The 21,793-nt window shown below is 71.4% G+C and carries 19 protein-coding genes; 7 read left to right on the top strand and 12 right to left on the bottom strand.

What is annotated here, in order from left to right; all coding sequences use genetic code 11:
• Positions 1-10: 10 nt before the first annotated feature.
• From rapZ to uvrA, 3 genes are read right to left on the bottom strand one after another with little or no spacing between them, the layout of a single operon-like run.
• Positions 11-889 carry an RNase adapter RapZ gene (gene rapZ / locus ACWKZU_RS10495; protein WP_449282269.1) on the bottom strand — a complete coding sequence of 293 codons (879 nt, stop codon included), beginning with the start codon at positions 887-889 and terminating at the stop codon, positions 11-13.
• Positions 886-2,820, bottom strand: a complete 1,935-nt coding sequence (gene uvrC, locus ACWKZU_RS10490; protein WP_449282268.1) for an excinuclease ABC subunit UvrC — start codon at positions 2,818-2,820, stop codon at positions 886-888. Before uvrC ends, rapZ begins: the two co-directional genes overlap by 4 nt.
• Entirely contained in the window at positions 2,817-5,738 is a 2,922-nt protein-coding gene (gene uvrA, locus ACWKZU_RS10485; protein ID WP_449282305.1) for an excinuclease ABC subunit UvrA, read from the bottom strand. The genes uvrC and uvrA overlap by 4 nt, the downstream gene beginning before the upstream one ends.
• Before the next feature lie 160 nt (positions 5,739-5,898).
• Here uvrA and ACWKZU_RS10480 point away from each other — a divergent pair, with 160 nt between their 5' ends.
• From ACWKZU_RS10480 to ACWKZU_RS10470, 3 genes are read left to right on the top strand one after another with little or no spacing between them, the layout of a single operon-like run.
• Positions 5,899-6,537 carry a helix-turn-helix domain-containing protein gene (locus ACWKZU_RS10480; RefSeq protein ID WP_449282267.1) on the top strand — a complete coding sequence of 213 codons (639 nt, stop codon included), beginning with the start codon at positions 5,899-5,901 and terminating at the stop codon, positions 6,535-6,537.
• Complete coding sequence (locus ACWKZU_RS10475; protein ID WP_449282266.1) at positions 6,534-7,217, top strand: hypothetical protein; 684 nt, start codon at positions 6,534-6,536, stop codon at positions 7,215-7,217. Before ACWKZU_RS10480 ends, ACWKZU_RS10475 begins: the two co-directional genes overlap by 4 nt.
• A 45-nt stretch (positions 7,218-7,262) precedes the next feature.
• A complete protein-coding gene (locus ACWKZU_RS10470; RefSeq protein ID WP_449282265.1) occupies positions 7,263-7,892 on the top strand; it encodes a GyrI-like domain-containing protein in 630 nt (209 codons plus the stop codon).
• Between the two features lie 45 nt (positions 7,893-7,937).
• Here ACWKZU_RS10470 and ACWKZU_RS10465 read toward each other — a convergent pair whose 3' ends face one another.
• Both ACWKZU_RS10465 and ACWKZU_RS10460 read right to left on the bottom strand, forming a co-directional pair.
• Positions 7,938-8,135, bottom strand: a complete 198-nt coding sequence (locus tag ACWKZU_RS10465) for a DUF6186 family protein (RefSeq protein ID WP_449282264.1) — start codon at positions 8,133-8,135, stop codon at positions 7,938-7,940.
• On the bottom strand, positions 8,132-8,731 hold the full coding sequence (locus ACWKZU_RS10460; protein ID WP_449282263.1) for a hypothetical protein: 600 nt from the start codon (positions 8,729-8,731) through the stop codon (positions 8,132-8,134). Before ACWKZU_RS10460 ends, ACWKZU_RS10465 begins: the two co-directional genes overlap by 4 nt.
• Positions 8,732-8,847: 116 nt before the next feature.
• Between ACWKZU_RS10460 and ACWKZU_RS10455 the strand changes: the two genes are divergently transcribed.
• The gene (locus ACWKZU_RS10455) at positions 8,848-9,258 is read left to right on the top strand and encodes a VOC family protein (RefSeq protein WP_449282262.1); all 411 of its coding nucleotides are present in this window, start codon (positions 8,848-8,850) and stop codon (positions 9,256-9,258) included.
• On the opposite strand, the gene ACWKZU_RS10450 is transcribed toward ACWKZU_RS10455, so the two are convergent.
• Together ACWKZU_RS10450 and uvrB are read right to left on the bottom strand one after the other, a co-directional pair.
• Positions 9,183-9,965, bottom strand: a complete 783-nt coding sequence (locus ACWKZU_RS10450) for a helix-turn-helix domain-containing protein (protein ID WP_449282261.1) — start codon at positions 9,963-9,965, stop codon at positions 9,183-9,185. The genes ACWKZU_RS10455 and ACWKZU_RS10450 overlap by 76 nt on opposite strands.
• 21 nt (positions 9,966-9,986) lie before the next feature.
• Complete coding sequence (gene uvrB, locus ACWKZU_RS10445) at positions 9,987-12,077, bottom strand: excinuclease ABC subunit UvrB (protein ID WP_449282260.1); 2,091 nt, start codon at positions 12,075-12,077, stop codon at positions 9,987-9,989.
• 113 nt (positions 12,078-12,190) lie between these two features.
• On the opposite strand from uvrB, the gene ACWKZU_RS10440 reads away from it, so the two are divergent.
• From ACWKZU_RS10440 to ACWKZU_RS10430, 3 genes are all read left to right on the top strand, one after another.
• Complete coding sequence (locus ACWKZU_RS10440; RefSeq protein WP_449282259.1) at positions 12,191-12,685, top strand: MarR family winged helix-turn-helix transcriptional regulator; 495 nt, start codon at positions 12,191-12,193, stop codon at positions 12,683-12,685.
• Entirely contained in the window at positions 12,682-13,401 is a 720-nt protein-coding gene (locus tag ACWKZU_RS10435) for a hypothetical protein (protein ID WP_449282258.1), read from the top strand. Before ACWKZU_RS10440 ends, ACWKZU_RS10435 begins: the two co-directional genes overlap by 4 nt.
• Positions 13,402-13,469: 68 nt before the next feature.
• Positions 13,470-14,597 (top strand): serine hydrolase domain-containing protein, encoded by a 1,128-nt coding sequence (locus tag ACWKZU_RS10430; RefSeq protein WP_449282257.1) that lies wholly within the window; start codon positions 13,470-13,472, stop codon positions 14,595-14,597.
• Positions 14,598-14,609: 12 nt separating this feature from the next.
• On the opposite strand, the gene ACWKZU_RS10425 is transcribed toward ACWKZU_RS10430, so the two are convergent.
• From ACWKZU_RS10425 to ileS, 5 genes are all read right to left on the bottom strand, one after another.
• On the bottom strand, positions 14,610-15,815 hold the full coding sequence (locus ACWKZU_RS10425; protein ID WP_449282256.1) for a winged helix-turn-helix domain-containing protein: 1,206 nt from the start codon (positions 15,813-15,815) through the stop codon (positions 14,610-14,612).
• Positions 15,816-15,894: 79 nt separating this feature from the next.
• Positions 15,895-16,311 carry a nucleoside-diphosphate kinase gene (gene ndk, locus ACWKZU_RS10420; RefSeq protein WP_449282255.1) on the bottom strand — a complete coding sequence of 139 codons (417 nt, stop codon included), beginning with the start codon at positions 16,309-16,311 and terminating at the stop codon, positions 15,895-15,897.
• Positions 16,312-16,370: 59 nt separating this feature from the next.
• Entirely contained in the window at positions 16,371-16,859 is a 489-nt protein-coding gene (locus ACWKZU_RS10415; protein ID WP_449282254.1) for a DUF4233 domain-containing protein, read from the bottom strand.
• On the bottom strand, positions 16,856-18,199 hold the full coding sequence (locus tag ACWKZU_RS10410; RefSeq protein WP_449282253.1) for a bifunctional folylpolyglutamate synthase/dihydrofolate synthase: 1,344 nt from the start codon (positions 18,197-18,199) through the stop codon (positions 16,856-16,858). Before ACWKZU_RS10410 ends, ACWKZU_RS10415 begins: the two co-directional genes overlap by 4 nt.
• Complete coding sequence (ileS, locus tag ACWKZU_RS10405; protein WP_449282304.1) at positions 18,196-21,606, bottom strand: isoleucine--tRNA ligase; 3,411 nt, start codon at positions 21,604-21,606, stop codon at positions 18,196-18,198. The genes ACWKZU_RS10410 and ileS overlap by 4 nt, the downstream gene beginning before the upstream one ends.
• Positions 21,607-21,793 lie beyond the last annotated feature (187 nt).

Here is a 21,793-nt window from a genome sequence, read left to right as displayed (position 1 = left end):
GACGCGCGGGTCACTCGCGACCGAGGTCGCGGTGACGCAGGCTGACGCTGACGCCGGGGAGTCCGGCGAGACGGTCTGCGAGCTCGCGGGCGGTCGCGACCGAGCGGTGTTTGCCGCCGGTGCATCCTACCGCGAGCGAGGCGTGCCGTTTGTTCTCCCGCTGGAAGCCGGCGAGCACGGGGGTGAGCGCGGCGACGTAGTGGTCGATGAAGTCGGCCGCGCCGTCGCGGCTCAGCACGTAGTCCTTCACCTCGGGATCGACCCCGGTCAGGGGTCGTAACTCGGGGATCCAGAACGGATTGGGCAGGAAGCGCATGTCGACCATGAGGTCGACGTCGGTCGGAGTGCCGTACTTGAAGCCGAAGCTGACCACCGACAGCTGCAGCCCGGGCGTGTTGTCGTCCGAGAAGAGATCGCGCGTCGCGGTCGACAGGTCGTGCACGTTGTAGCGCGAGGTGTCGATCACGACGTCGCTGGAGGCGCGCAGCTCCTGCAGCCGCTCCCGCTCGAGGCGGATGCCCTCGAGCAGGCTGCCGGCCTCGCCCTGCAGCGGGTGCGGCCGGCGCACGGACTCGTAGCGGCGCACGAGGATCTCGTCGGTCGCATCGAGGAAGACGATGCGCACCGTCGCGTTCTCGCGCAGCTCGACCACCGTCTCCTGGATCTCGCCGAACAGGTCGCGGCCCCGCACGTCCACGACCGCGACGATCCGCGGCAGCGCTCCCCCGGACCGATCCGCCATGTCGGCCAGCGTCTTGAGCATCGACAGCGGCAGGTTGTCGACCACGTACCACCCGAGATCCTCGAGGGTGTTCGCCACCGTGCTGCGACCGGCTCCGGACATGCCGGTGACGATGAGGATCTCCTGCCCGGATACCTGCTCGTTCATTCGCGGCCCTCCCCGTCCGGCGTCGATTCAGCTGATGCCTCAAGCTTAGCCGCAGCCTCGGCCCCGGGTTCGGGGCCGAGGTGCGCGAGCACCTGCTCCGCGAGCTTCGGGCCCAGGCCGGGCGCGGCCGACAGCTCCTCGTGCGAGGCCGCGCGCAGCCGCGCGACCGATCCGAAGTGCTTGAGCAGGCCCTGCACGCGCTTCGGCCCCAGCCCGGGGATCTCCGAGAGCCGGCTCGCGATCGACGTGCTGCGGCGCTGGCGCTGGAAGGCGATGGCGAAGCGGTGCGCCTCGTCGCGCACGCGCTGCACGAGGAACAGCGCCTCGCTCGTGCGCGGCAGGATCACCGGGAACGGATCGCCGGGCAGCCAGATCTCCTCGAGGCGCTTCGCGATGCCGCACAGGGCCACATCGGTGATGCCGGCCTCGTCGAGCGCCCGCGCCGCCGCCCGCACCTGCGGCTCCCCGCCGTCGACGATGATGAGCTGGGGCCGGTCGCGATAGATCCCGCTCGGAGCCTCGCCGCTCTCGCGCGCCTGGTTGAGCTGCGCGGCGCGGCGCGACACCACCTGGTGGATCGAGTCCGTGTCGTCGCGCGTCTGCTCGATCCGGTACTTGCGGTAGGCCCCCTTCGCGGGGAGGCCGTCCTCGAAGACGACGAGCGATGCGACGACGCCCGTGCCCTGCAGGTGCGAGACGTCGATGCACTCGATCCGCAGCGGCGGCTCGTCCATGCCGAGGGCGCGCTGCAGCTCGGCGAGCGCATCGGTGCGGGCGGTCAGGTCGGCCGCGCGCTTGAGCTTGTGCCGGACGAGCTGTTCGCCGGCGTTGAGCACGGCCCGCTCCATGAGCTGCACCTTGTCCCCCCGCTCCGGTACCCGCAGGCGGACGCGCCCGCGGCGGGGCCGGTGCGCGCTCAGGGCCTCCTCGAGCTCCGGCGCGTTCTCGGGCAGCTGCGGTACGAGGATCTCCGGCGGCGGCTCCCGCTCCCCCTCGTAGGCGGACTGGATGACCTGCTCCAGCAGCGTGCCGGGCGAGTCGTCGAGCTCGACGTCGACGATCCAGCTGCGCTCGCCCCGGATCCGGCCTCCGCGGATGATGAACTGGTGCGCGGCCGCGGCCAGCTCGTCGGCGCGCAACCCGAACACGTCGAGGTTGACGTCGAGGCCGAGCACCACGGCGTTCTTCTCCATCACGTGCTCGACCGCCTGCGCCTGATCGCGCAGCCTGGCCGCCTCCTCGTAGCGCTGCGCGGCCGCGGCGTCGCGCATGGCGCGCTGCAGCTTCTTCAGGTGCGAGCGGTCGCCGCCGCTGAGGAAGGAGACCAGCTCGTCGACGCGCTCGCGGTGCTCCGCGACGGTGAGCCGCTGCGAGCAGGGGCCGCTGCAGCGCCCGATCTGGCCGGCGAGGCAGGGGCGTCCGCTCTGCATGGCGCGCTTGTAGTCGGCGTCGTTGCACGTGCGGATCGGGAACGCCTGCTGCAGCAGCGCGGTGGTCTCGCGCAGGGCCCAGACCTTGGGGTAGGGGCCGAAGTACTTGGCGCCGCGGATCCTCTCGTTGCGCGTGATGACGAGGCGGGGAGCCTCCTCGCGCAGGGTCACCGCGAGGTAGGGGTAGGTCTTGTCGTCCTTGAACTGCACGTTGAAGGGCGGCTTGAACTCGGTGATCCAGGTGTGCTCGAGCACGAGCGACTCGGTGTCGGTCGCCACCACCGTCCAGTCGAGCTGGGCCGCGAGCGACAGCATGGTGCGGGTGCGCGGCATGAGCGAGTGCATCGGCTGGAAGTAGTTGGCCAGCCTGGCTCGCAGGTTCTTCGCCTTGCCGATGTACAGCACGCGCCCGTGCCGATCGCTGAAGCGGTAGACCCCCGGGCTCGTCGGGATCTCGCCCTGAGCGGGGCGGAAGGAGAGCCGGTGGTCGTCTGGGGTCAAGCCGACTCCCGCTGCGCGTGCTCCCGCCGGGCGGCCCGCGCCGACTTCGCGGCCCATCCCTCGAGCACTTCCCCGAGGAAGCGGCCCGTGTGGCTCTCGGGGTGCTTCGCCAGCTGCTCGGGGGTGCCCTCGGCGAGGATCGTGCCGCCTCCCGAGCCGCCCTCGGGGCCGAGATCGATGATCCAGTCGGCGCTGCGGATCACATCGAGGTTGTGCTCGATCGTGATCACGGTGTTGCCCTTGTCGACCAGCCCGTTCAGCACGAGCAGCAGCTTGCGCACGTCCTCGAAGTGCAGGCCGGTGGTGGGCTCGTCCAGCACGTAGATGCTGCGGCCGTTCGAGCGCTTCTGCAGTTCGGTGGCGAGCTTCACGCGCTGCGCCTCGCCGCCCGAGAGCGTGGTGGCGCTCTGCCCCAGGCGAACGTAGCCGAGGCCCACGTCGACGAGGGTCTTCATGTACCGGTGGATCGAGGAGATCGGTCGGAAGAACTCCTCCGCCTCGGCGATGGGCATCTCGAGCACCTCGGAGATGTTCTTGCCCTTGTAGCGCACCTGCAGCGTCTCGCGGTTGTACCGCTTGCCGCCGCAGGCCTCGCAGGCCACGTAGACGTCGGGCAGGAAGTTCATCTCGATCTTCAGCGTGCCGTCGCCCGAGCAGGCCTCGCACCGGCCGCCCTTGACGTTGAAGCTGAAGCGGCCCGGCAGGTAGCCGCGGGTCTTCGCCTCGGGGGTCTCCGCGAAGAGCGTGCGGATCTTGTCGAAGACGCCGGTATAGGTGGCCGGGTTCGACCTGGGCGTGCGTCCGATCGGCGCCTGGTCGACGTGCACGACCTTGTCGAGGTGCTCGAGGCCGGTGATGCGGGTGTGCTTGCCGGGGACGAGCCGGGCGCCGTTGAGCTGGTTGGCGAGCACCCGGTAGAGGATGTCGTTGACGAGCGTGGACTTGCCCGATCCCGAAACGCCGGTGACGGCGGTCATCACCCCGAGCGGGAAGACCGCGTCGACGTTCTTGAGGTTGTTGGAGCGCGCGCCCACCACTTTGAGTTCTCGCTTGCGATCGCGCTTGCGACGCTTCTTCGGCGTGTCGATGCTGCGCCGCCCCGCGAGGTAGTCCCCGGTGATCGAGCGCCGGTTCTCGAGCAGTCCGCCGTACTCCCCGGAGTGCACGACGGTGCCGCCCTCGACGCCGGCGCCGGGGCCGATGTCGACGATCCAGTCGGCCGCCTCGATCGTCTCCTCGTCGTGCTCCACGACGATCAGGGTGTTGCCGAGATCCCGCAGCTTCAGCAGGGTCTCGATCAGACGCCGGTTGTCGCGCTGGTGCAGGCCGATGCTCGGTTCGTCGAGCACGTAGAGCACCCCCGTGAGGCCCGATCCGATCTGGGTGGCGAGCCGGATCCGCTGCGCCTCGCCACCGCTCAGCGTGCCGGCGGCGCGCGCGAGCGTGAGGTATCCGAGGCCGACCTCGATGAGGAAGTCGAAGCGCAGGCGGATCTCGCGCAGCACCTGGGCCGCGATCCTCGCCTCGCGCTCGGTGAGCTCGACCTCGTCGAAGAAGCGCTTGGCGTCGGTGAGGCTGAACGCGGTGACGCCCGCGATCGACTCCCCGTTCACGGTGACCGCGAGCACCTCGGGCTTGAGCCGCCGGCCGTGGCAGGTGTGGCAGGGCACCTCGCGCAGGAACTCCTGCCAGCGATCCCGCTTGGCATCGCTCTCGGCCTCGGCGTACTGGCGCTCGATGAACGGGATCACGCCCTCGAAGCCGCTGGAGTACTTGACCTCGCGGCCGAAGCGGTTCTTCCAGCGCACGTTGACCTTGAAGTTGTTGCCGTACAGCACGGCCTGCTGCACGTCCTCCGCCAGCCGCTCCCAGGGGGTGTCGAGCGAGAAGTCGAGGTCGTTCGCGAGGCCGGTGAGCAGCTTCTCGTAGTACTGGTAGAGGCTCTTGCCCTGGCTGGTCCAGGGCACGATGACGCCCTCGGCGATGGAGAGCTCCGGATCGCCGAGCACGAGATCCTCGTCGACCGACATGCTCGTGCCGAGGCCGGAGCAGGTCGGGCAGGCGCCGAAGGGCGCGTTGAAGGAGAATGTCCGCGGCTCGATCTCGGTCAGCTGGACGGGGTGCTGGTTGGGACAGCTCAGGTTCTCCGAGAACAGCCGGGTGCGGTCCTCCGCCTTCGGGTCGAGGTCCACGAAGTCGATCCCGACGATGCCGCCCGCGAGCCGCAGCGCGGTCTCCAGCGAGTCGGTGAGCCGGCCGAGCACGTCGGGCCCGGCGACGAGCCGGTCCACGACCACCGAGATGTCGTGCTTGATCTGCTTCTTGAGCTTCGGGGGGTCGGAGAGCTGCACCATCTCGCCGTCCACGAGCGCGCGCGAGTAGCCGCTCGCCGCGAGATCCTGGAAGAGATCGACGAACTCGCCCTTCTTCTTGCTCACGATCGGGGCGAGCACCTGATAGCGGGTGCGTTCGGGGAGCTCCATGAGGCGGTCGGCGATCTGCTGCACGGTCTGCGACTCGATGCGCTCCCCGCACACGGCGCAGTGCGGGATGCCGACGCGGGCCCACAGCAGGCGCATGTAGTCGTAGATCTCGGTGATCGTGCCCACCGTGCTTCGCGGATTGCGGTTGGTGGACTTCTGGTCGATCGAGACCGCCGGGCTGAGCCCCTCGATGAAGTCGACGTCGGGCCGGTCGACCTGGCCGAGGAACTGCCGGGCGTAGGCGCTCAGGCTCTCCACGTACCGGCGCTGCCCCTCGGCGAAGATCGTGTCGAAGGCGAGGCTCGACTTGCCGCTGCCCGAGAGTCCCGTGAACACCACCATGGAGTCGCGGGGGATGCTCAGATCGACGTCCTGGAGGTTGTGGACGCGGGCTCCGCGGACGCTGATGTGCGCGTGGGAGGCGGATGAGCGGATGGGGGTGGGACTGGGGTGAGCGGGCGTGGAAGTCACTCCCCCATCCTACGTCGCACGGGCCGGGTATTCGAACATATCTACGATGAATTTCGCGGTGGGCGCACTTCCCGGGATTCGCGCTTTCGGGTATTATTGATGCAAGGAGTCGAAAGGGGCCGAGATGTCGATCGCACAGCTGCCCGCCGGTGGCGGCCGGGCCCCCCGCGTCACCCGGGACCGGGCCGCCCGAGACCGCCTGCTCGCGCTCGTCACGCAGATCGAGGGCGACGGCCTCGACGTGGCCGAGGAGATGCTGGCGGAGATCGTGGCGCATCAGCGCGCCGATACCCGCGGCCTCACGGGCGCCGAGGTGTCCGTGCTCGAGCGCCTCGGAGCGGGCGAGGCCGCGCTGCAGGCGCCGACGGCGCTGCCCGCGACGACGCGGGGCCGACTGTGGGAGCGGCAGGCGGAGCAGCAGTCCTGCACCGTCTCCGAGGCCGCCGAGATGCTGGGGGTGACGGCGGCCCGGGTGCGGCAGCGCTGCGCCGCGGGCACGCTGCTCGCGCAGCGCCGCAGCGACGGCTGGCGGCTGCCGCGCTTCCAGTTCCCCGACGGGCGCGAGCCGCACGGCTGGTCCGCGGTGGCGCAGTCGATCCCGCCGGGCACGCCGCTGCTGCTGACGGAGCGGGTGCTCACCTCTCCGGCGCCGCGCCTGCGGGTCGACGACGAGTCGCTCGCCCCGCTCGAGTGGCTGGCGCAGGGCGGGGATCCCGCGACCGCGGCGGCCGCGGTCGACGACGCGCTCAACCGCCTGCCGTGAGCGAGGTGCTGCCCGCGCCCGACCCGGCGCGCTTCCCCGATCTCGAGGCGGATCCGGACTGGGTGCGGGAGACCGGTGCCGGAAGCCTGTTCGCCCGGATCTTCCGCGCGGGCGGGGCCCACGCGGTCGAGTGGTTCGAGTTCCGCGAGTTCGGCCCGCTCGACGCGCGCTTCGATCCGCATCCCGAGCCGACCGGCGAGCACCCCGGCTCCGGGGTCATGTACACCGTGCTCGAGGGACCGCGGGCGGGCGCGGAGGACGGCTCGGCGGTCGAGACGGCTCTCGCGGCGTGCCTGCTCGAGGTGTTCCAGCAGCACCGCATCATCCGCCGCCGCGCCGGTTCGCCGACCCTCGCCGCGTTCGAGGTCGAGCGGCCGCTCCGCCTGCTCGACCTGAGCGACAGCGACTGGATCGCGGTGGCGGGGGGCAATGCCGCGATCGCCTCGGGCGACCGCGAGCGGTCCCGCGAGTGGGCTCGCGCGATCCGCGCGGTCTACCCCGATCTCGACGGCGTGGTCGCATCCTCGTCGGTGGTGCCCTCGGCCCGGGTCGCGGCGCTGTGGTCCCCCGCGGCCGACGCGCTCCCCAGGCACCCCCTCGCCCTGCTCGGGCTCGATCGCGAGGAGCTCACCGGGGTGATCGACGCCATCGCCGAGCGGTACGGATACCTGCTGCTGTAGACGCCGGCGAGTCGTCTCCGCGGTACTCCCGGCTACACTGGCCGCGTGAGCGGCGCAGCGGGAACCAAGGTCGATTTCAAGAGGGAGCTCGACGCCTACCGCGCTGAGCGGGGCGAGTTCCGCCTCATCGAGATGCCCCCGACGCGATACCTGATGATCGACGGGCACGGCGATCCCAACAGCTCCCCCGGGTTCGCGCAGGCGATCGAGTCGCTCTACCCCCTCGCCTACGCGATGAAGTTCGGCAGCAAGCGGGAGCTCGGCCGCGACTACGTCGTCCCGCCCCTCGAGGGGCTGTGGTGGGCCGATGACATGGCGGCGTTCACCTCGGCGCGCGACAAGTCGGCGTGGGACTGGACCCTCATGCTCATGGTGCCCGAGTGGCTCGGCGAGGAGGCGTTCGCCGCGGCGGTCGAGCAGGTGCGGGCGAAGGGCGGCGCACCCCGCTTGGACGAGGTGCGCATCGACGAGCTCTCCGAGGGGCGCTGCCTGCAGACGCTGCACGTCGGGTCCTTCGACGACGAGACCGCGGTGCTCGATCGCCTGCACCACGAGATCATCCCCGGGCGCGGGCTGCGTCTCGCCGGCGCGCACCACGAGATCTATCTCAGCGACTTCCGCCGGGTCGCCCCCGAGAAGCAGCGCACGATCCTGCGCCAGCCGGTCGTCGCCTAGCTCGCCGCCGCCCGTCGGGGCGCCGGAGCGGGAGGCCGCCCGCGCTCACAGCGTCTGGCCCGCGAGGAAGTGCCAGCCGAGCCACCACCAGATCACCACCATCGCGAGTCGCGCGGTGCGGTCCGCCAGCAGACGGTCGAACAGGTCGCCCGCGGTCGCCTCGGGATCCCTGCGGCGCTCCACCAGCGCGGTCACGACGAGCGCGATCGCGCAGAGTCCGAAGATCGTGATGCTGAGGATCATCGGCACCGCCCCCTGAGCACGAGCAGCGCTCCGAGCGCCAGCCAGGCCACGGCGAACAGCACCCGACCCGGAGCCCCCTGCATGAGCGGATCGAGGAGCTCGCTCAGCGCGAAGGCGGGCCGCTCGGGGTGCATCCGGCCGACGATGAACTGCGCGAGCTCCCACAGGCAGCCGATGACGATGACGATCGCCCACGCGACCGCGAGACGGCGTTGTCCCGGCGTCCGCGCGCCGTCGACCATCGCCCGCTGCGGCCACGCGAGAACGATCGCGAGAGCGCCCGCGGCGCACACCGCGAGCTGCGTGGACGTCGAGTACCGCGGGGCGAGGAGCAGGACGAGGCCGACGGCGAGACCGAGGGCGGCGGCGCAGAGCGCGACGGCCCTCGAGGCCGGGGCCGCGACCCCTCCGCCGGGACCGAGCACCGCCGCGAGAGCGAGCGCGAGGGCAGCGCCGGCGAACACGAGCGCGTCGAACCACTGCTCGCGGACGACCTGCACGGTGCCGATGGCGAGCAGGATCCCGAGCCACGCGGCCGCGCCCCGGGTGATCCGATGCCATCGGACCGCGCTCGAGTCGCCGGAAGAAGCCCTCACACCGCCATGCTAACCGCGGTGCGCGGTGCGGCGCCGTCGCGCACCGCGGCGCGCAGCACTCCGGCACGTCCGTTTCGTTCTAGCGCGCGTTCCCGCCTGCCCCTACGCTGGCGGACATGGCACTCCAATTCGACTTCATCGGCATCGTCACCCGAGACCTCGGGGCTTCGCTCGCGTTCTATCGTGCGCTGGGGGTGGACGTGCCGCCGGGGCAGGACGACGCCCCGCACGCTGAGGCGACGCTGCCCGGCGGCATGACCCTCGCCTGGGATCCCGTGTCGACCATCCGGAGCTTCATGCCGGACTTCGAGCTCCCCACCGGTGAGAACCGCATCGGATTCGCGTTCCGGGCCGAGAGCCCCGCGGGCGTGGACAGTGCCTACGCCGAGATCGTGCGGCAGTACCCGGCTGCGGCGCATACGGAGCCGTGGGACGCGCCCTGGGGCCAGCGCTACGCCACCGTGCTCGACCCCGACGGCAACTCGATCGACCTGTACGCGCCGCTGGCCGCGGCGGCGGCCAGCTGAGCCGGCGTGAGCCCGCTCACGCGCTGGAACTCCCTGGTCAGGTGCGACTGGTCGGCGTAGCCCGCGAGCCCCGCCGCTTCAGCGGGTGCGGCTCCCGCGCGGATCAGCCGGCCGGCGTCCTCGGCGCGCAGCACCCGCCGCAGCGCCGCGTACCCGAAGCCGAAGCTCAGGAGCATGCGGCGCCGGACCTGGCGCTCCGAGTACCCCAGCCGATCGGCGAGCCGGGCGAGCGGTTCCTCCCGCCGCGCCGCCGCCCGCACCGTCGCACTCCACCGCTGCTCCGCCGGCGTGGGCTCGGCGCCGAGCACGAGCGGAAGCGCGCGTGCCGCCTCCCGAAGCGTCCGCTCCGTGGGTGACTCGGCATGCGCCGGACACCGTTCCGTGAGCACCGAACGCAGCGCTCGGTGCCCCCGCTCGGCGACGGCCGGGGCCAGGAGCTCACGGGCGGGGACGATGCGGTCCCGCGCCGCGGAGGGGTCGATGGCGAGCCGCGCGCCGGCCAGACCCGGCGCGAACCGCAGACCCACGGTGGGCAGCTCCGCGCTCCCGCGCGCCAGCAGCCAGCGCGTCGACGGACCGGCTACGATCAGCTCGTCATCGCGCAGGATGATGTCCGCGCAGCCGTCGGCCGGGATCCGCGCCGCCGCGCCGCCCGGGCTGGAGACCCAGAGGGTCCCCAGGCCGGGGATGACGGTCTCGCGGTACACGGGGTGCTGCCGATCCGTCGCCTACAGGTGCCCCGCCGCGTCCATGCTGCGCAGCTCGCGCTTGAGCTCCGCCACCTCGTCGCGCAGCCGTGCCGCGAGCTCGAACTTGAGCTCCTCTGCGGCCGAGAGCATCTGCTCGGTGAGGTCCGCGATGAGCTCCTCGAGCTTGGCCGCCCCCTCGCTCGCGATCGCCCCGGCGCGCGCCGCGGCCTTGCCCTTCGCGCGCTGGGGCGAACCGCCCTTGCGCTGCGCGTGGGCGCCGGTGCGCGAGAGCACGTCCTCGGTGTCGGCCGCCTCGCGCGCGAGCATCTCGGTGATGTCGCCGATCTTCTTGCGCAGCGGCTGCGGATCGATGCCGCGCTCGGTGTTGTAGGCGACCTGGATCTCGCGGCGCCGGTTCGTCTCGTCGATCGCCTCGCGCATGGAGCGCGTGACGGTGTCGGCGTACATGTGCACCTGGCCCGAGACGTTGCGGGCCGCACGGCCGATGGTCTGGATGAGGGAGGTCGAGGAGCGCAGGAAGCCCTCCTTGTCGGCGTCGAGGATCGAGACGAGCGAGACCTCGGGCAGGTCGAGTCCCTCGCGCAGCAGGTTGATGCCGACGAGCACGTCGTAGACGCCGGCGCGCAGCTCGGTGAGGAGCTCGACGCGGCGCAGCGTGTCGACATCGGAGTGCAGGTAGCGCACCCGGATCCCCGCCTCCTCCATGAAGGTGGTCAGCTGCTCCGCCATCTTCTTGGTGAGGGTGGTCACCAGTACGCGCTCGTCGCGCTCGGCGCGCACGCGCACCTCCTCGAGGAGGTCGTCGATCTGGCCCTGCGACGGCTTCACCACGATCTCGGGATCGACGAGGCCGGTGGGGCGGATGATCTGCTCCACGACGCCGTCCGCCAGCTCCATCTCGTACTTGCCCGGCGTGGCCGAGAGGTACACGGTCTGGCCGACGCGCTCCTTGAACTCGCCGAACTTGAGCGGCCGGTTGTCGAGCGCGCTCGGCAGCCGGAATCCGTGGTCGACCAGCGTGCGCTTGCGCGATGCGTCACCCTCGTACATCGCACCGATCTGCGGCACGGTGACGTGCGACTCGTCGATCACCACGAGGAAGTCGTCGGGGAAGTAGTCGAGCAGGCAGTGCGGCGCCTCCCCCGGCTGCCGCCCGTCGATGTGGCGCGAGTAGTTCTCGATGCCCGAGCAGAAGCCGATCTGCTCCATCATCTCGAGGTCGAAGGTGGTGCGCATGCGCAGCCGCTGCTCCTCGACGAGCTTGTTCTGCTGCTTCAGCTCCCGGCTGCGCCAGTCGAGCTCCTCGGCGATGGTGCCCATGGCGCGGTTCATCACGGTGCGGCTGGCGACGTAGTGCGAGCCTGGGAACACCGACACGGTCTCCACCTGCTTGATCACGTCTCCCGTCACGGGGTGCAGGTAGTAGAGGGCCTCGATCTCGTCTCCGAAGAACTCGACTCGGATCGCCAGCTCCTCGTACATGGGGATGATCTCGACGGTGTCGCCGCGCACGCGGAAGTTGCCCCGCACGAACTCGATGTCGTTGCGCTGGTACTGCATGTCGACGAAGCGGCGCAGCAGCACGTCCCGATCCAGCACATCGCCCACCGCGAGCGGCACCATGGCCTCGTAGTACTCCTCGGGCTTGCCCAGGCCGTAGATGCACGAGACGGTGGAGACGACGATCGTGTCGCGGCGGGAGAGCAGCGCGTTGGTGGTGGAGTGGCGCAGCCGCTCCACCTCGGCGTTGACCGAAGAGTCCTTCTCGATGAAGGTGTCGGTCTGCGGCACGTAGGCCTCGGGCTGGTAGTAGTCGTAGTAGCTGACGAAGTACTCGACCGCGTTGTTGGGCAGGAGCTGCCTGAACTCGCTCGCCAGCTGGGCCGCGAGGGTCTTGTTGTGGGCCAGGACGAGCGTGGGGCGCTGCACGGCCTCGATGAGCCAGGCGGTGGTCGCGGACTTGCCCGTTCCGGTCGCGCCGAGCAGCACGACGTCGGTCTCGCCGGCGTTGATGCGGCGCGCGAGCTCGTCGATCGCCTTCGGCTGATCGCCGCTCGGCTCGTACTCGCTGACCACTTCGAAGGGGCGGACGCTGCGCGTGGGTTCCATGCTTCCGAGACTACTCGGGGCCTCCGACATTCGGCCCCGCGGTTCGCGGTCGGCGCACCGGAGGCCGCTCGACAACTAGTTACAATATGTAATTAAGTGATACTGTAAGCAGTATGGAACCGACGATCCTCGACCGTCTCCTGGCCATCGGCTCGCTCTTCCAGCGCGACGTGCACCGCGCCTTCGCGGGCACCTCGCTCACGGAGTCCCGCGTGCACGCGCTCTGGGTGCTGCAGCACGCGGGACCCTCGACGCAGCAGACGCTCGCCCGGGCGCTCGGCGTCACGCCCCGCAGCGTCTCCGCCCTGGTGGACGGGCTCGAGTCGTCGGGATACCTCGAGCGCCGCCCGCACCCCGGGGACCGTCGCGCCGTGCTCGTGACGCTGACGCCCCCGGCGGAACGGCTGATGGAGCGGATGCAGGACGAGCACCGGGAGCTGGCCGCGGATCTGCTCGGCGCCGTCGACGAGGCGGACCGGGACGCGTTCGCGCGCGGGGTCGACGCCGTCTTCTGGCGGCTGACCGCGCTCGTGCGCGACGAGTCGGTGCACTACGGCGACGTCGAGCCCGGGGGCACGGGCGGCGCCGCGACCGAGGTGCGGCCGTGACCGCGCCGAGCAGCGTGACGGAGAACCGCCCGACGCGCCTCGCGCGACTGCGCAGCCTCGCGGTGCGCGCCCTGCGCGTCGAGCTGCGCATCTACGAGAGCCTGTGGCGGGTGATCGCGCGCCGCCCGAGGATCGCACCGGCGGCGCTCGGATTCCGCTACCACCGGCCCGTGCTCACCGTCCTCATCATCTTCATCGTGCTCTCGGCGGTCGAGATCCCGATCCTCGACCTGATCGTGCACCGCTGGACTCCGGTGCGCATCGGCGTGCTCGTCATCGGGATCTGGGGACTGACGTGGATGCTCGGACTGCTCTGCGCGTACCTCAGCCGCCCGCACACGGTCGGCCCGCAGGGCATCCGGGTGCGGGAGGGGCTCGAGCTCGACATCCCCGTGCGGTGGGACGACTTCGCCTCGATCCGCCTGCACGCGGTGGCCGCCGAGAGCATCGACCCCACGAGCACCGAGAAGCCGGGGCGCGTGTTCGTGCACGACGGTCGGCGCGTGTGCGCGATCTGGGTCGGCGCGGAGACCAACCTCGAGATCGAACTGGAGGGCCCCGCCCCCGTGCGGCTGCCCGGTCTCCCGCCCCGGGGCGGCACCCACGAGGTCGAGCTGCTGCGATTCTGGGCCGACGCCCCCCGAGGGCTGCTCGAGGCGGTGCGCCGGCAGCTCGACCTCGGGGACGCAGCTTCCGCAGCTTCCGCAGCCTCCTGATCGCGGCGCGCGATTGCACTCGGCTCCCCGTCCGCCGCACGACCCCGTGCGCCCGCTAGCATGAGGGCATGCCCCTCGTCGCGAAGCGCGCCGCCGCCGTCCTCGCCCTCGTCGCCGCGGCCCTCGCGGCCGGGTGCGCGGGTCCATCGATGTCCGAGACGGTCCCGGCGGGCGCGCAGCTCCCGGGGGCGTCGGAACTGCGCGGTGCCGTCGAGGAGTCCCTCGACGGCACCGGTGTTCCGGGCGGAGCGGTGATCGTCACCTCGGACGACGGCGCCCGGACGCTGGTCGCGTTCGGCGACGCCTCGGCGGGCCGGCCCGTGGAGGAGCCGACCCGCTTCGCCTACCGCAGCATCACGAAGTCGCTCGTCGGCACGGTGATCCTGCAGCTCGTGGAGGAGGGCCGGGTGGATCTCGATGCTCCGGTGGCGGACTACGTCGACGGGGTCCCCGGCGGGGAGGCCATCACGGTCCGACAGCTCGGCACGATGCGCTCGGGGCTCGCCAACTACTCCGCGCAACCCGGCCTCGGCGAGCTGCGGTCGGCGGATCCCGCGCGAGAGCCCGCGGTCTCGGAGCTGCTGGCGCTCGCGTACCCGGCCTCGCCGGAGTTCGAGCCGGATGCGGCGTACGAGTACTCGAACACGAACACGCTGCTGCTCGGCGAGATCATCGAGCGGGTGACCGGCGACCCGTGGCAGCTCGCGGTCGACCAGCGCATCGCCCGCCCGCTGCAGCTCGACACGCTGGCCTACGGCTTCGGAGACCCGGAGCTCGATGCGGCGGGACACCAGCTGAGCCGCGGCGAGGTGATCGAGGAGCTGCCCGTCGTCGCCGCCGGGTGGTTCGGGGCTGCGGGTGGGCTGACGGGCGATGTCGCGGATCTCGCCGCCTGGGGCCGCGCGCTCGGCGACGGCAGCCTCCTCGACGACGCGACGCAGCGCGAGCGGATCGATCGGCTCGGCCCGATCACGGACGACGACGCGAGCCCCCGCTACGATCGCTACGGCTTCGCGCTGGGCGAGCTGCACGGGTGGATCGGGCACACCGGCAATGGCCTCGGCTTCCAGAGCCTCGTGATGTACGACCCGGAGTCGGCGCGAGTCGCGGGGATCCTCATCAACGGCACGGGCGAGGATCCGGATCTTCCCGCAGCCGTCTTCGATGCGCTGCTCGAGGTGCTGCCCGCGGGCTGAGCGCCCGACGGCTCACTCCGCGTCGAAGCGGCCGGGCAGCCGGAGGTTGCCCACGCCGCTCACCCGCACCTCCTGCAGCCCCTGCCAGGCCGCGGCACGGGCGAGCAGGTCGACGGCGGCCTCGGCGGTGCGCTGCGGTGAGCGCTCCTCCTGCCACGCCGCCTGCACGAGCAGGGCCCGGTCCGCCCGATCCGCTTTGAGATCGATACGCCCTGCGAGCCGGCCTCCGACCATGAGCGGAAGGCAGTAGTACCCGTACTGCCGCTGCTCCTTCGGGGTGTAGATCTCGATGCGGTAGTGGAAGTCGAACAGGCGCTCGGCGCGCGGCCGGAACCACACCACGGGATCGAACGGCGTGAGCAGCGCGTCGGGGGCGAGCCGCGAGGGCACCCGGCTGTCGCGGTGCATCCAGGCGCGTTCCGGGGCACCCGAGCCGTTCGTCCATCCGGCGACGCGCACCGGGAGCAGGAGGCCCTCGTCCTCCAGATCCTGCGCGGCCGTGCGGGCGTCCGCCGTCTTCAGCCGGTGGTAGTCGGCGAGGTCGGCGAGGGTGGCGACGCCCAGGGACCGGGCGGCGCGCTCCAGGAGGATGCGCTGCGCTTCGCGACGGGGCACCGGTCGCAGCGCGGCCGCGGGAAGCGCGTGCTCGGCGAGCGCGTATCGGCGCTGGAAGTTCTCCCGACCCGCCGAGACCACGTCGCCCTGGGCGAAGAGCACCTCGACCGCGCGCTTGGTGTCGCTCCAGTCCCACCAGGGCCCGCGCCTTTCACGGGGTCCGTCCTCCAGCTCCCGCACGAGCCGCGGTTCGCCGTCGCCGAGCATCTCGCGCACCCGCGCCACACTGGCCGCCAGCCCCTCGGCCCGGCCGTCCGCGGCGTAGCGTTCGCGGTACTCCTCCATGCGCCAGCCGAAGAGCGCACGGTCGCTCACCGGCACGAAGGCGGCCTCGTGCGCCCAGTACTCCGTGTACTCGCCGCTCTGCCACAGGTACCGGTCGAGCGCGAGCGGATCGTACCCCCCGTGCCGGGAGAAGAGCGGCAGGTAGTGGCTGCGCGCGAAGACGTTGACCGAGTCGATCTGCAGCACGTGCAGACGCTCGAGCGCGGGATCGAACGGCCGGCGCTTGCGCAGCCGGGGACGGTTCGCGAACCCCTGGGCCGCCAGAGCGGTGCGGCGCGCCTCGGCGGCGCTCAGCGAGGCCGGTGCTGGAGAAGTCATGCGAACACGCTATCGCCCGCCCCCGACATCGTGCTTCCGACCCGGCATCGCCGCGGACAGTCGGAGGAAGGCCGCGGGGCTACCCGAACCAGAGCGAGAGTTCGCGCTCGGCCGACTCCGTCGAATCGGAGCCGTGCACGAGGTTCTGCTGCACCTTGAGACCCCAGTCGCGGCCCAGATCGCCGCGGATGGTGCCGGGTGCCGCGGTCGTGGGGTCGGTCGTGCCGGCGAGCGAGCGGAAGCCCTCGATCACGCGCTCGCCCTCGGCGCGGATCGCGACGATCGGGCCGGAGCTCATGAACTCGATGAGCGGCTCGTAGAAGGGCTTGCCCTCGTGCTCGGCGTAGTGGGCCGCGAGCAGTTCGCGGCCGGCGTGCACGAACGCGATGTCGGCGAGCCGGTAGCCCTTGGCCTCGATACGACGGAGGATCTCGCCGGTCAGGCCGCGCGCCACGCCGTCCGGCTTCACGAGGATCAGGGTTGCTTCTACGGACATGCACGCTCCTTCGTCACACGGGAAATCGACGGGGCGGGAAACCGCCCCGATCCCCCAGCTTAGCCGCCCTGAGCGGCCAGCCAGTCCTGTCGGTCCCGATCGATCTGGGCGCCCTTGACCATGCAGTAGATCCAGAGCGCGGTGAAGAGCAGCCCCACGATCAGCGCCGGGGGCAGCAGGATCGCGGTCGCCAGCATGAGCGCGTGCACCGCCCACCCGATGACGATGCCGACGCGGCCGACGCGCACCGTGGCGAGACCCGCGATGATCGCGATCGCGAGCCCGCCGCCGATGTAGAGTCCGAGCTCGCGGGGCTCGAGCACACTCAGGCCGAAGATGGTGAGGCCGATGAGCACCACGATGATGAGCTCGAAGCCGAGCACCACCGATGCGAGCGCCTTCTGGGTCGATTGCGGGCCCCGGCGAGCGCCGGAGATCCGCATCGCCGAGTTGTGCGCCATCGTCTCGGACGGCGAGAGCCGCAGCTCCTCGGCCGGTTGGCCCCCCTCGGACGGCTCGGGGAGCGGCCCCGTGCGCTCCCGGCTCATGCGATCCCCCATCCCTCGGAGCGGGAGTGCGCGATGGCCTCCCCCGCCAGCAGCACCGATCCCACCACGAGCACGGCGCGCCCCTCGGCGCGCTCGGCCCAGGCCCGGGCCTCGTCGAGGGCCTCGGGCAGCGAATCGGCGACCTCGATCGGGGTGTCGGGGATCGCGTCCTCGGCGATCCCCCGCAGCTCGGCCGCCTCGGTGCTGCGCGGCGAGTCCACGGGCGTCAGCGTGACCCGGTGGGCGATCGGGGCGAGGGCTTCCAGCACCCCGAACGCGTCCTTCTCCGCGAGCACCCCGATCACGAGCGCCAGCTCCTCGAAGACGAACGACTCGGCGACGGCGCGCACGAGCGCTTCGGCGCCGTGCGGGTTGTGGGCCGCGTCGACGTAGACGGCCGGATCGGTCCCGATGAGCTGCAGGCGTCCCGGCGAGGTGAGCTGCGCGAGCCCCTCGTCGAGCACCTCCTCGGGCACCGGTCGCTCCGACCCGAAGAACGCCTCGACGGCCGCGATGGCGAGCACCGTGTTCTCCGCCTGGTGGCGGCCGAAGAGCGGCACGAACGCGGGGTCGTAGGGCCGGCCGGTCAGACCGATGACGTCGATCTGGCGACCGCCGACGGCGAGGCGGTCCTCCACCAGGCGGAAGTCGCGCCCCTGCACGACGAACCGCGATCCGTTGCGCTCGGCCGCCTCCTCGAGCTCCGCGAGGGCCGCCGGATCCTGCTCGGCGGTGACGACGGTGCTGCCCGGCTTCACGATGCCGGCCTTCGTGCGCGCGATCGTCTCGATGTCGGGGCCGAGGATCGCGGTGTGATCGAGGTCGATCGGGGTGAACACGGCGACGCGGGCGTCGACGATGTTGGTGGCGTCCCACTCCCCGCCCATACCGACCTCGACGACCGCCGCCTCGACGGGCGCGTCCGCGAACGCCGTGAAGGCGAGCACCGCGAGCGCCTCGAAGAACGTGATCGGCCCCTGCTGCGCGGCCTGGAGCTCGGCGTCGACGATCTCGAGGGGCAGCCGCAGCTCCTCCCACGCCGCGGCGAGCACCGCGCCGTCGATCGGTGCGCCGTCGATCTGGAAGCGCTCGGTGAAATCGACCAGGTGGGGGCTGGTGAACAGCCCCGTGCGGAGCCCGTGCGCGCGCAGGAGCGACTCGATGGCCCGGCTGGTAGAGGTCTTGCCGTTCGTGCCCGCGACCTGGAGCACCGGGTAGGAGAGCTGCGGCGACCCCGCGAGTTCCGCGAGGCGCCGCACCGGCTCGATGCGGGGGCGCGGGTTCGCCTCGCCGACACGCTCGAGCAGCTCGGCGTAGACGCGGTCCGCTGCGGCGCTCACTCCGCGGCCCCCGTCTTCCAGTGATCGGTGGCGTCGATGGTGACGACCAGCGGGTCCTTGGCGGAGCCGAGGGCCTGCGCGCTCGACATGAACACGCCCGGCCCGGTCTCGGGCAGCCGCTGCAGCAGGCCGGTGAACTCCTCGGCGGGCAGCGCCTGGGCCGCGAAGCCGACGGCCAGCGTCTCCGCCGCGATCAGCGCACCGTGCGCCTCGAGCGCCTCGGCGTGCTCCGGTGCGGCGTTCAGCGCGAGCACGATGCGGTCGCTCACGTCGAGCCCCGCGTTCTTGCGCGCCTCCTGCACCGCGCGGATCGCGTCGCGCGCGACGCCCTCGGACTCGAGCTCGGGCGTCGTCTCCGTGGCGAGCAGCACGAAGCCGCCGCCGGGGATCAGCGCGAGGGCCGGGCCCTCGTCGGACCCGTCGGCCGCACCGGCGCGCAGGGTGAGCTCGTACTCCTGCGGCTCGAGCGGGATGCCGCCCGCCACCACGACGCCGTCCTGCTCGCTCCAATCGCCCGACTTCGCCGCCTTGATGGCCTGCTGCACCTGCTTGCCGAGGCGCGGCCCGGCCGCGCGCGCGTTCACCGCGAGCGTCTGCACGACGCCGTGCTCCTCGGCGCTCGACTCGGTCTGCTGCACGAGACGCACCGACTTCACGTTGAGCTCCTCGCGCAGGATGCCCGCGAAGGGCTCGAGCGCCTGCGGACGCGAGGTGACGACGGTGAGCTCGGCGAGCGGGAGCCGCACGCGGAGGCGGCGCGCCTTGCGCAGCGCGAGCGCCTGCGAGGTGATCTGCCGCACCTCGTCCATCGCGGCGACGAGTTCGGGATCGTCGGGGAACTCGGCTGCGTCCGGCCAGTCCTCGAGATGCACCGAGCGGCCGGCGCTGCGCCCCGCCGTGTAGCCGAGGCCGCGCCACAGCTCCTCCGTCACGAGCGGCGCCAGGGGCGCGGCGACGCGCGCCACGGTCTCGAGCACCGTGTACAGCGTGTCGAACGCCCGGCGGTTCTCCGCCTTGCCGTTCTGGCCGGCTGTCCCCTCCCAGAAGCGATCGCGCGAGCGCCGCACGTACCAGTTGGTGAGTACCTCGGCGTAGCCCCGCAGCGCCTCGGCTGCGGAGGTCGTGTCGAGTCCCTCGAGGTGCCCCTCGACGTCGCGGATCAGCTGGCCGGTCTTCGCGAGGATGTACCGGTCGAGCGGATCGCTCGAGTCGGTGCGGCGCACGGCCTCGACGCCGTCCGCGTTGGCGTAGAGGCTGAAGAAGTACCAGCTGTTCCACAGCGGCAGGATGAACTGCCGCACGCCCTCGCGGATGCCCTCCTCGGTGACGACGAGGTTGCCTCCGCGCACCACGGGCGACGCCATGAGGAACCACCGCATCGCGTCCGAGCCGTCGCGGTCGAAGACCTCGTTGACGTCGGGGTAGTTGCGCAGCGACTTCGACATCTTGTTGCCGTCGCTGCCGAGCACGATGCCGTGGCTGATGACGTTCGTGAAGGCGGGGCGGTCGAAGAGCGCGGTGGCGAGCACGTGCTGCACGTAGAACCAGCCGCGCGTCTGGCCGATGTACTCGACGATGAAGTCGGCCGGCTGGTGCGTGTCGAACCACTCCTGGTTCTCGAACGGGTAGTGCGCCTGGGCGAACGGCATCGAACCCGAGTCGAACCACACGTCCATGACGTCCTCGATGCGGCGCATCGTGGAGCGCCCGGTCGGATCGTCGGGGTTCGGGCGGGTCAGCTCGTCGATGTAGGGCCGGTGCAGATCGATCTCGCCGGCCGCGTTGCGCGGCAGCTCGCCGAAGTCGGCCTCGAGCTCGGCCACGGAGCCGTAGACGTCGACGCGCGGGTGATCGGGGTCGTCGCTCTTCCAGACGGGGATGGGCGATCCCCAGTAGCGGTTGCGGCTGATCGACCAGTCGCGGGCGCCCTCGAGCCACTTGCCGAACTGGCCGTGCTTGACGTTCTCGGGCACCCAGGTGATCTGCTCGTTGACCTCGAGCATGCGGTCCTTGATCTCGGTGACCCGCACGAACCAGCTCGAGACGGCCTTGTAGATGAGCGGATTGCGGCAGCGCCAGCAGTGCGGGTAGGAGTGCTCGTAGCTCGCCTCGCGCAGCAGTCGGCCCCGCTGCTTGAGCATACGGATGAGCGGGCGGTTCGCGTCGGCCCAGAGCTCGCCCGCGACGTCGGGCACGGACTTCAGGAAGCGGCCGCTGTCGTCCACGCTCACGATGACGGGGATGTTCGCGACGGCGCAGATGCGCATGTCGTCCTCGCCGTACGCCGGCGCCTGGTGCACGATGCCCGTGCCGTCGGCCGTCGAGACGTAGTCGTCGACGAGGATCTGCCAGGCGTGCTCCGTGCCCCAGGCCTCGGCATCGGCGTAGTAGTCGAAGAGCCGCTCGTAGCGCACCCCCGAGAGCTCGGAGCCGAGCACCGTGCGCTCGACGGCCGTCCGGGCCGCGTCGGCGGACTCGTAGCCGAGCTCCTTCGCGTGGTTCGCGACCAGCTCGGACGCGAGCAGGTAGCTGCGCTCCCCCGCCGCGGCTCCGTCCGCTGCGCCCTCCGGACCGGCGGGAACGACCGCGTAGGAGATGCCGGGGCCGACCGCGAGCGCGAGGTTGGTGGGCAGGGTCCAGGGCGTCGTCGTCCACGCGAGCGCGCGCACATCCTCGAGCCCGAGCTCGGACGCGCGGGCGCCTGTCAGCGGGAAGGTGACGGTCACCGAGGGGTCCTGCCGCATCTGGTAGACGTCGTCGTCCATGCGCAGCTCGTGGTTCGAGAGCGGGGTCTCGTCGCGCCAGCAGTAGGGCAGGATGCGGGATCCCTCGTAGGCGAGGCCCTTGTCGTAGAGCTGCTTGAAGGCCCAGATGACGCTCTCCATGTAGCCCAGGTTGAGCGTCTTGTAGTCGTTCTCGAAGTCGACCCATCGCGCCTGGCGGGTGACGTAGTCCTCCCACTCGCGGGTGTACTGGAGCACCGAGGCGCGGGCCTTCTCGTTGAACGTCGCGACGCCCATCTCCTCGATCTCGGACTTCTCCGTGATTCCGAGCTGCTTCATCGCCTCGAGCTCGGCGGGAAGGCCGTGGGTGTCCCAGCCGAAGCGGCGCTCGACCCTGCGCCCGCGCATGGTCTGGAACCGGGGGAACACGTCCTTGGCGTAGCCGGTCAGCAGATGCCCGTAGTGCGGCAGGCCGTTGGCGAACGGGGGGCCGTCGTTGAAGACCCACTCCTCGGCGCCCTCGCGGCTGCGGATCGATTCGCGGAAGGTGTCGTCCTGCCGCCAGAACGCGAGCACGCGCTGCTCGATCTCCGGGAACTTCGGCGAGGGGCTGACTCCGGCGGCCTGCGACGGCCCGTCCGCGGACGACGGGGCGCCCGGGGTGTGCTGCTGGGGGTACGGCATGGGATCCTTCTCGATTCCGGCTACTGACGTGCTGCGATCCATGTTGCCGACGACCGCCGACATTCACGGTCGCCGTCGTGATCGCTCTCGTGCCGGGACGAGATCGGAGATCCAGGATCCCGGTCCCGCGGTACCACCCCGCTTGCCGCGCGCTCCGCCTTCGGCGGGGTGCACGGCCACTTCGTTC

This window comes from Leucobacter sp. (assembly GCF_053528595.1).
This window is presented reverse-complemented; position numbering and strand designations above follow the sequence as displayed.